Annotated in this window: 10 protein-coding genes; 5 read left to right on the forward strand and 5 right to left on the reverse strand. The window is 58.3% G+C overall.

Going from position 1 to position 12,792, the window contains the following annotated elements:
* The first annotated feature begins 339 nt into the window (after window positions 1-339).
* The gene (locus tag JSY17_RS20610) at window positions 340-981 is read left to right on the forward strand and encodes a hypothetical protein (protein ID WP_206402849.1); all 642 of its coding nucleotides are present in this window, start codon (window positions 340-342) and stop codon (window positions 979-981) included.
* A gap of 21 nt (window positions 982-1,002) precedes the next feature.
* Here the strand turns inward: JSY17_RS20610 and JSY17_RS20615 are convergent, their stop codons facing one another.
* Window positions 1,003-1,905 (reverse strand): LysR substrate-binding domain-containing protein, encoded by a 903-nt coding sequence (locus JSY17_RS20615; protein WP_117180644.1) that lies wholly within the window; start codon window positions 1,903-1,905, stop codon window positions 1,003-1,005.
* Between the two features lie 362 nt (window positions 1,906-2,267).
* Here JSY17_RS20615 and aspA point away from each other — a divergent pair, with 362 nt between their 5' ends.
* From aspA to JSY17_RS20630, 3 genes are all read left to right on the forward strand, one after another.
* Window positions 2,268-3,692, forward strand: coding sequence for an aspartate ammonia-lyase (aspA, locus tag JSY17_RS20620; RefSeq protein ID WP_206402848.1), 1,425 nt, complete (start codon window positions 2,268-2,270; stop codon window positions 3,690-3,692).
* A gap of 281 nt (window positions 3,693-3,973) precedes the next feature.
* Window positions 3,974-5,425 carry an alanine/glycine:cation symporter family protein gene (locus tag JSY17_RS20625; RefSeq protein WP_206402847.1) on the forward strand — a complete coding sequence of 484 codons (1,452 nt, stop codon included), beginning with the start codon at window positions 3,974-3,976 and terminating at the stop codon, window positions 5,423-5,425.
* Window positions 5,426-5,451: 26 nt separating this feature from the next.
* A complete protein-coding gene (locus JSY17_RS20630) occupies window positions 5,452-6,453 on the forward strand; it encodes an asparaginase (RefSeq protein WP_117184677.1) in 1,002 nt (333 codons plus the stop codon).
* Between the two features lie 24 nt (window positions 6,454-6,477).
* On the opposite strand, the gene JSY17_RS20635 is transcribed toward JSY17_RS20630, so the two are convergent.
* The 4 genes from JSY17_RS20635 to pdxR all read right to left on the reverse strand — a co-directional run bounded on the left by JSY17_RS20635 (window position 6,478) and on the right by pdxR (window position 12,076).
* Entirely contained in the window at window positions 6,478-8,082 is a 1,605-nt protein-coding gene (locus JSY17_RS20635) for a glucan 1,4-alpha-maltotetraohydrolase domain-containing protein (RefSeq protein WP_206402845.1), read from the reverse strand.
* A gap of 110 nt (window positions 8,083-8,192) precedes the next feature.
* Window positions 8,193-9,086, reverse strand: a complete 894-nt coding sequence (locus tag JSY17_RS20640) for a bestrophin family protein (RefSeq protein WP_404823363.1) — start codon at window positions 9,084-9,086, stop codon at window positions 8,193-8,195.
* Between the two features lie 137 nt (window positions 9,087-9,223).
* Window positions 9,224-10,435 (reverse strand): YeeE/YedE family protein, encoded by a 1,212-nt coding sequence (locus JSY17_RS20645; protein WP_206402844.1) that lies wholly within the window; start codon window positions 10,433-10,435, stop codon window positions 9,224-9,226.
* Window positions 10,436-10,519: 84 nt separating this feature from the next.
* Window positions 10,520-12,076 (reverse strand): MocR-like pyridoxine biosynthesis transcription factor PdxR, encoded by a 1,557-nt coding sequence (gene pdxR, locus JSY17_RS20650; RefSeq protein ID WP_206402843.1) that lies wholly within the window; start codon window positions 12,074-12,076, stop codon window positions 10,520-10,522.
* Between the two features lie 89 nt (window positions 12,077-12,165).
* Here pdxR and JSY17_RS20655 point away from each other — a divergent pair, with 89 nt between their 5' ends.
* On the forward strand, window positions 12,166-12,789 hold the full coding sequence (locus tag JSY17_RS20655) for an FMN-binding negative transcriptional regulator (protein WP_206402842.1): 624 nt from the start codon (window positions 12,166-12,168) through the stop codon (window positions 12,787-12,789).
* Window positions 12,790-12,792 lie beyond the last annotated feature (3 nt).

Raw genomic sequence — 12,792 nt, forward strand, 5'->3', positions numbered from 1 at the left:
AAGGCCGGCGTGGCTTGTTGTACGAATAATGGCCGATTCAACCGGCCAAAGGCCGCGCAGTATACCTCAAAGCGCAAGGATGAGAGCCCCCCTGACGACCATCTGCATGAAGACCTTGCCGACACCGTGCAAAACGACCTGCCGGACGACCTGCCTGCCAGAAAAAATTCCTACGGAACTCATCCAAAGGCCCGACTTAACCCTGGGTAATCACCAACTAATAATCCGTTCGGTTTTTGTATTAGCTGCTTCAAACCTCTAAAAGCAACTCAACAAGAGTCTGCATAAAACGCGACCCACAGGATGGACCGTCGTCGCAATGACTCATGGATCAAGTATATGAACGCCCCTTTTGAAAAACTTATCAACAGCTTCATCGCCGTACTGTTATTCGCTTTACTGCCATTCGCTCTTTGCGAGGCTCAGGAGAAACGCCCACTGTTCTTTTATATCTTCGTACATGATGATATCCCGGTCGCCGAGCGGGCCAATATCCGCGCCGACTATTTCTCATGGATGATAAAAGATCTGGAAAGCTTTACCGGTCGCCGGGTCTATATCGATCTCATCGAACACCGCCCGGGCCTGACAGACTTTGACTACCGGACCGTCGATCTGAGCGAGGGACATCTGCAATGGACAGCGCGTGTTAATCGCTACCTCAATGAGAAGAACCTGCCGAGAAACCAGACAGGCAAGTACCTGCTGTTGACACGGCACAAGATCAATTCAGATACCTATGGTTATACGCGCATCGGACATTATGCAGCGGTAGCGTCCATGCAGACTTACACTTCGGCCGCACACGAGATAGGTCATATGTTAGGTGGCGACCATGAGTATTCGGAAATACTGTTCAGAAAGGGCTGGTGGTGCGAAACCAATATAACGCCCAGCCGTGAAGTATTGCGGGCCAATTGTTATATCTACAGCGACAAGAACAAACAGATCATTGCCCGCCACCTCGACAACTATCCCTGATCCTGATCTTGGCGCGGCGGACTACTGGGCCGCGCCGCCTTCCAGTTTGCGCCACAACAACCTGACATTGGCCTTGCGTACCAGGGCGCAGCGGTACAGACGAATTTCCAGTGGAACATGCCAGTGCGACCCGCCACAGACCACCAGTTCGCCTCGTTCCAGCTCGGCCCGCACACTCAGATGCGGCACCCAGGCAATCCCCAGCCCTTCGAGCGCCATGCCTTTGAGGCTGTCGGCCATTGCCGTTTCATACACCGTGGTAAATCGCAGATTCCGCTGACGCAGCAACAGATTCACCGAGCGCCCCAGGAAAGCACCGGCACTGTAGGCCAGCAACGGCACGCTTTGTTCATTCTCCAGATCGAACAGGGGCTGGCCATTGGCATCGGCGGCGCAGACCGGCAGCATTTCGGTGTGGCCCAGATGCAGCGAAGGGAAGATTTCCGCATCCATCTGCAAGGCGGCATCCGGGTCATAGAAGGCCAGCATCAGATCGCAGCCGCCTTCGCGCAGTGCATGCACGGCATCGCCGACGTTGGTCGCTACGAGCCGGGTCGCGATGTTCAAGCCGTCATTGCGCAACTGGGCGATCCAGCGGGGAAAGAAGCCGAGCGCCAGGGAATGCGCGGCTGCAACCTGAATGACTTCACCCTGCCCGCCTTCCAGATGATGCAGATGACGCACCACTTCACCAAGCTGTTCGACGACCGTGCGCGCCGTGACCAGAAACAACTGCCCGGCAGCCGTCAATTCGACAGGCGTCCGCGAGCGATTGACCAGCGTCAGCCCAAGGGCCGACTCCAGGCTGCGGATACGGCGGCTGAAAGCCGGCTGCGTCACGAAACGACGCTCGGCTGCCTGGGAAAAACTACGGGTGGCAGCCAGAGCACTGAAATCTTCCAGCCATTTGCTTTCCAGGTTCATTACGTCCTCCCGGACATTCGGGGTACAGCTACCGGACTGGCGGCCTTTCAGCGGCTTTTCGCATCAAGGGGTGCTCCTGCAGCCCATATGCCGAGTACATGCCCCCTTTAACCGGGACATTCACTCTGCACACGCTCATTCATTTTGCCGCGCAATTTGCCAGATAACGTCGCCTCTGCGACAAAAACAAATACAAGTGCGACATTTTGTCCTGTTTACGAACAAAGAGAAACCCACGTCACATGTGCATTATGCCGTTATTGCATAGGGCAGCGTTTAACAGCATTGGTCAACTTCCGGCTCAAACCCCAACATTCGCGGCGTTCCGGCATTGTTGTGCCTTATTTGAGACGATCTCTATCATGTCCTCGCCTGCATCACTGCGCATCGAAAAAGACCTGCTTGGTGTTCTCGAAGTACCTGCTCACGCTTACTACGGCATTCAGACCCTGCGAGCAGTGAATAACTTTCACCTCTCCGGCGTACCGCTTTCGCACTACCCGAAACTGGTCATCGGACTGGCAATGGTCAAGCAGGCAGCAGCCGATGCAAACCACAAGCTGGGACACCTCAACGATGCCAAGCACGCAGCCATCAGCGAAGCGTGCGCACGTCTGATCCGCGGCGATTTCCACGATCAGTTCGTTGTCGACATGATCCAGGGCGGCGCTGGCACTTCAACCAACATGAATGCCAACGAAGTCATCGCCAACATCGCCCTTGAAGCCATGGGCTTCGAAAAAGGCGAATACAAGCACCTGCACCCGAACAACGACGTGAACATGGCTCAGTCGACCAACGATGCATACCCGACGGCCATCCGTCTGGGTCTGCTGCTGGGCCATGACGCCATGCTCGCCAGCCTCGAAAGCCTGATCCAGTCTTTCGCCGCCAAGGGCGAAGAATTCAGCCACGTTCTGAAAATGGGCCGTACCCAGTTGCAGGACGCGGTGCCGATGACCCTGGGCCAGGAATTCCGTGCCTTCGCCACCACCCTGACCGAAGACCTGAACCGCCTGCGCACTCTGGCTCCGGAACTGCTGACCGAAGTGAACCTGGGCGGTACTGCAATCGGTACCGGCATCAACGCCGACCCGGGCTATCAGAAGCTGGCGGTCGAGCGTCTGGCAATCATCAGCGGCCATCCGCTGATTCCGGCTGCCGACCTGATCGAAGCGACTTCCGACATGGGTGCCTTCGTGCTGTTCTCCGGCATGCTCAAGCGTACCGCGGTCAAGCTGTCGAAGATCTGCAACGACCTGCGCCTGCTGTCCAGCGGCCCACGCACCGGCATCAACGAAATCAACCTGCCAGCGCGTCAGCCGGGCAGCTCGATCATGCCAGGCAAGGTCAACCCGGTCATCCCGGAAGCCGTCAACCAGGTTGCCTTTGAAATCATCGGCAACGATCTGGCCCTGACCATGGCAGCCGAAGGCGGCCAACTGCAGCTCAACGTCATGGAGCCGCTGATCGCCTACAAGATCTTCGACTCGATCCGCCTGCTGCAACGTGCCATGGACATGCTGCGCGAGCACTGCATCGTCGGTATCACCGCCAACGAACAGCGCTGCCGTGAACTGGTCGAGCATTCCATCGGCCTGGTCACCGCACTGAACCCTTACATCGGTTACGAAAACTCGACCCGTATCGCTCGCGTCGCCCTGGAAAGTGGCCGCGGCGTACTGGAACTGGTCCGCGAAGAAGGCTTGCTCGACGACGCGATGCTCGATGACATCCTGCGTCCGGAGAACATGATCGCTCCGCGTCTGGCGCCTCTGAAGGCCTGACCGAAAATGATTTTCGCAACATGCTCACCAGGTTGAGGGCCTAGACACCCCTCACCTTTTGGGGGTCTGGGAGTGATTCTCCAGACCCTTTTTTTTGCCTGCTTGCTGACGACCCAAAGGAGGGCATCAAGCACCTGAAAAGCCCGTTTTTGCTGAGGTCCTGCAAAAACATTCGTTTCGCACCGCAAATGAAGATTCAGTTACACAACAAAGCGGCTACAGACGTAAAAACTTTGCACCGGTATAGTGCGCCCCCTCAAAAGTAGCGAGGAATAACAAAAATGTTGGAAATGATTAACGACTTCCTCTCCGGAAAGGTCCTCATCGTCCTTATCGTAGGCCTAGGTGGTTACTTCACGATCCGCTCGCGTTTCGTTCAGTTTCGTCACTTCTTCCACATGTTCGCGGTCTTTCGCGACAGCTTGCGTAGCAGCGCGGGTCAACTGAGTTCGTTCCAGGCCCTGATGCTCAGCCTTGCGGGCCGCGTCGGTGCAGGCAACATCGCAGGTGTCGGCCTTGCCGTGACACTGGGCGGCCCGGGTGCCGTATTCTGGATGTGGGTTACCGCGCTGGTCGGCATGTCCAGCAGCTTCATCGAGTGTTCCCTCGCTCAGCTCTACAAACGCAAGGACTCCGAAGGCCAGTTCCGCGGCGGTCCATCGTTCTATATCCAGCACGGCCTGGGCAAGCGCTGGCTGGGTATGGTCATGGCAGTCCTGCTGATCATGACTTTCGGTCTTTCCTTCAACGGCCTGCAATCCCATGCCGTGACCGACTCGCTCAATAGCGCTTTCGGTGTGGACCACACCACCACCGGTATCTGTCTGGTCGTTCTGCTGGGCCTGGCGTTCGTCGGTGGCATCAAGCGTATCGCTGCCATTTCCGACCTGCTGGTACCGGTCAAAACCCTGATCTACATCGCGGTCACCATTTACGTCATCGCCATCCAGATCGATCACGTTCCAGCCATGCTGGTCACCATCGTCAAGAGCGCCTTCGGTCTTGACCCGGTGTTTGGCGGCCTGATCGGCAGCGCAATCGTGATGGGCGTCAAACGTGGCGTCTTCGCCAACGAAGCCGGTCTGGGCAGTGCCCCGAACGTTGCCGCCGTTGCACAGGTCGAGCACCCGGTTGCCCAAGGCGTGGTTCAGGCGTTCAGCGTATTCCTCGACACTTTCGTGATCTGCACCTGTACTGCCTTGCTGATCCTGCTGTCCGGTATCTATGACGTCGGCTACAGCGGCAACGGTATCGTTCTGGCACAGAACTCTCTGGCAGCCGTAGTCGGTGACTGGGGCCGTATCTTCATCAGCGTTGCGCTGGCCCTGTTCGTATTCACCTCGATCCTCTACAACTACTACCTGGGCGAAAACAGCCTGCGCTTCCTGGTAGGCGAGAAGATCCAGGCCATCGTCGGCTTCCGCATCGTGGTTCTGGCCCTGATCTTCTGGGGTGCCGTAGTGGACCTCAAGACGGTGTTCGCCTTCGCCGACATCGCCATGACCCTGCTGGCCTTCGTCAACCTGATCGCCCTGGCGCTGCTGTTCAAGGTCGCCATGCGTATCATGCGTGACTACGATGCCCAGCGTAAGGCAGGCATCAAGGTTCCGGTCTTCGATTCCAGCAAGTTCCCGGATCTGGATCTGGACCGCAACGCCTGGCCAGCCAACCCGACGCAACAGCCTCAAGGCAGCGTCGACGCGGCAGCCAAACCTGCTTCACAAGCACACTAATCACCGAAATGCCGCAGGAGAGAACCATGGCTCATGATGCACCCCAACCCGCTCAGCGAGTGATGGTTCTTTACACCGGCGGCACCATCGGCATGCAAGCCAGCGCCAATGGCCTGGTTCCAGCTTCCGGTTTCGAGGCAAGGATGGCCGGGCAACTGGCCGACCTTCCTGAACTGGTGGTACCGCAGTGGCGTTTTCGCGAGATGTCGCCCCTGATCGACAGCGCCAACATGACGCCCGATTACTGGCTGCGCCTGCGCGAAGCGGTGATCGAAGCCGTGGATGAGGGCTGCGACGCGGTGCTGGTGCTGCATGGCACCGACACCCTGGCCTACAGCGCTGCCGCGGCCAGCTTCCAGTTGCTGGGGCTCGATGCGCCAGTGGTGTTCACCGGCTCCATGCTGCCCGCCGGCGTACCCGACAGCGATGCCTGGGAAAACGTCAACGGCTCCCTGCTGGCACTGGGTTCGGGCCTGACACCGGGTGTTCACCTGTACTTCCACGGAGAACTGATGGCGCCCACACGCTGCGCGAAGATCCGCAGCTTCGGTCGTCATCCGTTCGCACCGTTGCAACGCTCCCGTGGCGGTCAGGCGGCGACTTCGTTGCCCGAGGCGCTGGATTATCGTCAGCCCAAGGCACTGGTGAATGTCGCCGTATTGCCTCTGTTTCCCGGTATCGGAGCAGCGCAGATCGATGCGCTGGTCGAAAGCGGTATCAAAGGCCTGGTGCTCGAATGCTTCGGCAGTGGCACAGCCCCTAGCGAAAACCCACAATTCATGGCCAGCCTGGAGCGTGCACGGCAACAGGACATCTGCGTGGTCGCGATCACTCAATGTCATGAAGGCGGTGTCGATCTGGATATCTACGAAGCAGGCAGCAAGCTGCGCGACGTGGGCGTCCTTTCCGGTGGCGGCATGACCCGTGAAGCAGCGCTTGGCAAACTGCATGCGCTGCTGGGGGCAGGCTTGAAGATTGAAGAGGTCCGGCGTCTGGTGGAGCTGGATCTGTGTGGAGAGCTGCGTTAAGCAGCTCGCCCACCACAGCAGGACCTAAAAGGTAGCCGCAGTGCTACCTTTTTCATTGGCAACAAACTCCGTATTCCCTCCTTCCTGCCATTTGATGACGTTGCTCGGGTCAGCCTCGCTGCGCACGATGCACTTCCATTCATAGCGGGTATTGTCGGCAAGCCTGATTTGCCCTTTCCAGTTCGGGTACTGGCTCAGATCATCCAGGCGAACAGCTCTTGCGGGGTTCCACTCGCCCAGCTCGAAGCCCGATCCCACGACATACACACTTTCACCTACCCGGGTTTCGCCCTTGTCACAGCGAAACTGCACATCGACCCCCTTGGCCCGCCAGATCCGTATGGCCCCGTTGTCGCCTGCAACCAGCGCCTGACTGAAACTGGTCGGCACACTCTCGCTCTTGAAGTTGGAGCCCAGTGCAACCAGCAGCATCTGTTGCGAGCCTGTCACCTCGGCGACCAGCCCTGAGTAATTGTCCAGAAAGCTGATCGCCGAATCGGCCTTGATACCGGCCGTGCGCCGTATCTCTATCAACTGGCGCAGCAGTTGGCCGCGCGGCCAGTCATACATGTCCGGCCAGTAGACGACAGGTGTGCCGGGGCTGCTGAGAATGTAGGCATAGGCCTGATCCCGGAGATGCTCGGGCAAAGACCAGTGATGCTGACCGCCATTGGCACCCGGCGAATAGCCGGTGTCATGGTTATCCACAAAGGTTACGGCGGCCGCACGCCAGGCGGGATCGGGATTGCCATTGAGCCCGTGTCGCCATTCGGCAAGCCCGGCGTTCTGCATGCGCTCCTTGAGAGCGAAATCGAATACCGTGCAATGCGACTGATTGGACCAGTCTTTCAGACTGTCCTGCCAGGTCGCATTGCGTCGCCAGTCATTGGCAGGATATTCGTTCGGCGCTTTCCAGAGCTCCCCCACGCAGAATTGCCCGTCCCCGAAGGCTTTCATCCAGTTATCCACAGTCGTGGCGCTATAGCCTTTTACAAAATCGAAACGCAGGCCATCGGCGGAGTAGTTGTCACGCAGATTCAGGAACTCGTTCTTGAAGAGGCTGAACACTTCGGGCTTTTGCGTATTGAGGTCGGCATCACCGCCCATGAACGGATCGCCATCGTCACACTGGGCGCAACCGTCGCGCCAGGCCGTCTTGTCGCTCAGGGCATCCTTGAGCGCAGGCCCGACGTGTTGTCGATCCATGTGGTTGGGCACCACGTCATAGATCACTTTGATATTGCCAACGCTCAAGGCATCGACAGCCTGCCTGAGTTCGGCATCGCTGCCATAAGCGCTGTTCTTGTCGAAGTCCTGCCAGAAATACCCTTCGCCACCACCCGAAGCGCCCGAGCCGGGATCGCTCCAGCGCGAGGTATCCCGCCAGGGCACAGGCATCCAGACCGAGGTAAAGCCATCGGCACTGATCTGCGGGGCCATTGTCTTGAGTGTGCTGTACCAACTGCCCGGACTTGAGCGGCTGGAGTTCCAGTGAAAACCCTGCAGCACGATTTCATCGTTGCCGTCGTTACGCGTGCCATCAGGGGTGTTGCCGTGAAGATCGTCGGCACTGGAGGCCTGGGCCGCCAGCAAGAGTATTGAGAGCGCACCGAGCTTGAAAAGCTGCATGGCGATACTCCTCGGAAAGAAGTTATCGCCAGAGTAGGCACCGCCCGCAGGCTTGTAACCTGATAGAACTGACAGAACGCCCTTTCAGTTTTTCACGAAAAGACGCGTCCTTATTCCTGCAACGCAGGGGCTCGCCTGGACTTGCTTTCCACCTCGGCCCCTTTGAGCATCGAGGCCAGATTGCGCTCGATGTTCTCGCACAGCGCAATCGTCTGAATCTCATGCTGGCTCGCACGGAACGGGCTTTGCAGGTCTGTACCGATCTTTTCGATGGCAAGCAGCATGAAGCCCACGACCGTCGACGCCAGGGGCGTGAACCAGCCCAGGGTTTCAACCAGACCGATGGGTACGATCAGGCAGAACAGGGTGATGAACAACCGCGGGAACGCTACGTAGGGGTAAGGCAGCGGGGTGTTGGCGATACGCTCCATACCGCCCTGGCAGTTGGAGAGATCCACCATCGTCGATTCGAGGCGTGCCAGACGAATGCTGTCCAGACGCCCGGCCTTGTACTCCTTGGCAATCAGCGCAGCGCTGGCATTGAGCAGATCGTTGGGGAAGTTATTGGTGTCCAGGCGGCGCTCGAACTCTTCGCGAGGAATCAGGGCCTGTATATCGGCTTGGGTAACATCACCCTTCAGATGCGCCGCCAGGGCTTTCACATAAGCCACATGGCGACGCAGCAATACCGCCTTGATCGGGTTGATGCCCTCCTCGTCATCGATCAGCGTCAATGTCTGGCGAGCGAAGCTGCGGGAGCTGTTGACCATGGCTCCCCAGAGAGTCCGGGCTTCCCACCAGCGGTTGTAGGCGCTGGAGTTACGAAAACTGATCAACACCACCAGGGACGACCCCAACAGCGTCAACGGCATCGATGGCAGGGTGATCTTGCGCTCCAGGTACAACATGAAGTCGACCGTCACAATCACATCCCATATCAGCAGCCAGAAAAGCGACCACCCTACATAACCGATTGTCCTGTTCAGAAATCGGGACTTCTCAATGATCGCCTTTCGCAAAAATCACCTCATCGATAAAAGTGCGGGACTGCCAAATACCCGACCGACTACCGAGGGTTTGAATGCCGTTAGCGCAGATGGTTCGCTATCGGACGCTTTTTATGCCAGACAATCGGACGCACTCAGCAACCGCTCAGGGCCACCTGAGGACGCTCCGAAGCGAAAAAGAACGGTCGGAAACGAACACCGACAACGTTGCCTGCATAAGCTGCCAGCAACCACAGCCAGCCATGCAGGCTGCCCGAAGCAATACCGCTGAAATACGCGCCGATGTTACAACCGTAGGCCAGGCGTGAGCCGTAGCCAAGCAGCAGGCCGCCCACCACGGCAGCGATCAGCGAACGGGCCGGAATATTCAGATTCGGTGCAAAACGCCCCGCCAGCCCGGCAGCCAACAACGCCCCGATCATGATGCCGACATCCATCACGCTGGTAATGTCTTCCCAGACCGGAGCCGCCAGCGCCTTGGCATTCGCCGGCATCTGCCAGAATACCCAGCTGCCGACATCCACACCAAGGCTTCCTGCCACTTTGGCCCCCCACAGAGCGAAAGCCGACGTGATACCCCAAGGCCGCCCGGCCAGCGCCAGAGTCGCATAGTTCAACAACGCCAGAGCCACCGCCCCCCAGACCAGAATCCATGGGCCGCGCAGGAATCGTTGCAGGCCACGATGCTCGCTGGTGACAGGCGCTTCAAGCTCGCCATGGCGGTGTTTTTCCAGACGCACGGTCAGCCACGCAATGAACGCGAATACCGCCAGACTCAGCCCCAGGGCAGGCATCACGCCAAAGCTTTTCACGATGGAGGTGGCCGGGAAGGATGGCAGCGAGAACCACCAGTCGACATGGTGAGTCGCAATCAGGGAGCCGAGGATGAAGAACAGCAGAGTCACCAGCATCCGCGCATTGCCGCCACCGGCAGTGAACAGGGTGCCCGAGGCACACCCACCGCCCAGTTGCATCCCGATACCGAAGATGAACGCTCCGAACACCACCGAAACACCCGCCGGGGCGACCAGCCCGTTGACCGGCTGGCCAAACAGCGTGCCAGCGCCCAAAGCAGGAAAGAACAGCACAACCGCCAACGCCAGCATAACCATCTGGGCCCGCAAGCCTGCGCCCCGTCGCTCCTTGATGAAGACCCGCCATGCAGACGTGAAACCGAACGCTGCGTGATAGAGCGTAAGGCCCAGAGCCGCGCCCACGATCAGCAACAGTACCTGACGCACATTGGTGCTACTGAGCAAGAACAGCGCAGCGGATAAAAGCAGTAGAACAGCGACCAACGTCACACCGGGCTTGCGCGAAGGCGCAGCCGAAAGAGAAGTACTCATTGGAAAATCTCAGCAGGGAAAACAGTCCCGCGCAGTATATCCCCTCGCCACAGGCTACTGGTCAGGCAACGAAAGAGTCCTCGGTTACCAGACCCGACGCAATCTGCCCAATGCATCGGCAATCGCAGCTTCCGGCACGCCTGCAAACCCAAGGACCAGCCCGGCGCGGTTATCCACAGGCTCGGTTGAATCCGGGAGCCAGTAGTCGCTCAAGGCATTGATTTCGACACCGATACTCTCGGCCTTGTCGATCAGCTCGCGCTCACGAGCCAGACTGTTCACACGGACCATGACATGCAGGCCGGCCACGACCCTGGGCATCGCGCCACAGCCCGGGATATTGTCCGGCCAGCCTTCAAGCAGTGCATTGCGACGACTCAAGGCCGCACGGCGCATGCGACGAATATGACGTTGAAAGTGACCGGTCGCGATAAATTGCGCCATCACTGCCTGGGTACTGACCTCGGAATGGCGCATGTCCACGCCCCGACGCTGGCTGAATGGCTTGACCAATCCCTGAGGCAAGACCAGATACCCCAGACGCAACGCCGGGAAAACCACCTTGCCGAAAGTCCCGACATACAGAACCCGCCCTGCCCCATCCAGCGCCGCCAGCGGTGCCAGAGGCGCGCCGCTGTAACGGTACTCGCCGTCGTAGTCGTCTTCGACAATCCAGCCCTGATTGTTTTTTGCCCAGGCCAGCAATTCCAGGCGGCGTGCCAGACTCATGACCACACCGGTCGGGTATTGATGGGAAGGCGTGACATAAGCCAGTTTGCAATCGGTCTGCTCAAGGTCGGCACAGCGCATGCCGTCCTCATCGACGGCAATGCCCTGCAACCTGGCACCCGCCACGGCAAAGGCATGACCTGCGGCACGATAGCCGGGGTTTTCCACAGCCACCCCATCGCCCGCCTCCAGCAGCAACTGTGCACAAAGGCTGATTGCCTGCTGCGCGCCATTGGTGATCACTATTTGTTCAGCCGAGCAATGCAGCCCGCGCGATGAACGCAGATACGAGGCAATCAGCTCTCTAAGTCGCCACTCTCCCGCCGCTTCGCCATAACCCAGCAGTTGAAGATCCGGCCTGCGCCAGAAAGCCGCATGCAGCTTGCCCCACTGGGTAAAGGGGAAAAGATCGAAAGCCGGAACCCCCACCCGAAAGGCTCGCGGTGCACCCTTTAGCGGGGCATTCAAATGATGCTTTTGCAGAAGCTCCAGCGCCGGACTGTGGATAACTTGATTGGGCACATTCTGAAGATTTTCGCAGGAAAATGTGGATAAACCTGTGCGTAACCTTGTTGATAAGCCTGTGGATAGTTCAGTGGATAATTTTTTTACCGAGGAATTCTCAACAACTGCTGTTTTATCGGGCAACTGAGCGACATAGGTCCCGTCACCGATGCGTCCCTCGATAAAACCTTCGGCATAAAGCTGATCGTAGGCACGCATCACGCTGTTTCGGGAAATCGACAAGGATTCGGCCAGATCACGACTGGCTGGCAGGCGCGTCCCGCTGGCAAGACCGCCCTCGAGAATGCGCTGACGCAAAATCTGATAAAGCTGCCGACTCAAACCCTTGCGACGATCCAGTTCGACACCGGCGAGGTTCAAGGGAAACGCGGGAGTGCCTGAATGCATGAAATTGGTCCCATGAAATCTGTCGGTAATGGCTCTTACAAGGAACCAATATCCTGCCTAGGATTTGCTCATTAACCAAGGACATTGCCATGTACACGCCTAAAGCCTTCAGTGAGAGCGACACGCTGCAGTTGCATGATTGGATGGACCAGACCCGGCTGGCGATTCTCGTTACCCAGGGCGAAGAAGGCCTGCAGGCCACTCACCTGCCGCTGTTACTGAACCGCGAGCAAGGTCCCAATGGCACGCTCTACGGCCATCTGGCCAAAGCCAACCCTCAGTGGCGAGCGCTCGAAAACCTGTCTAAAGCTCTGGTGATATTTCCCGGTGGCGATGCCTATGTGAGCCCGTCTTTCTACCCGAGCAAGGCCGAGCACGAGAAAGTCGTACCGACCTGGAATTACCTGGCCGTTCATGCCTATGGCAAGGCCGAGGTTTTCACCGATCCCGAGCGCCTGCACCGACTGGTCGGCAGCCTCACCGACAAACATGAGTCCCGTCGCGCCCAGCCATGGTCCATCGATGACGCACCAGCCGAATACATCGAGAAGATGCTGGGTGCAATTGTCGGCTTCGCCCTGCCCATCGAGTCGCTACAGGGCAAGCGCAAACTCAGTCAGAACCGCAGTGCTCAGGATATTGCAGGCGTACGCGACGGCCTGACTGTCAGCCAGGACCCGAAAGATCAGGAAATCGCTCGCTTGATGAGCTGAAGG

Origin of the sequence: Pseudomonas capsici (assembly GCF_017165765.1) — a bacterium.
Taxonomy (GTDB): Bacteria; Pseudomonadota; Gammaproteobacteria; order Pseudomonadales; family Pseudomonadaceae; genus Aquipseudomonas; species Aquipseudomonas capsici.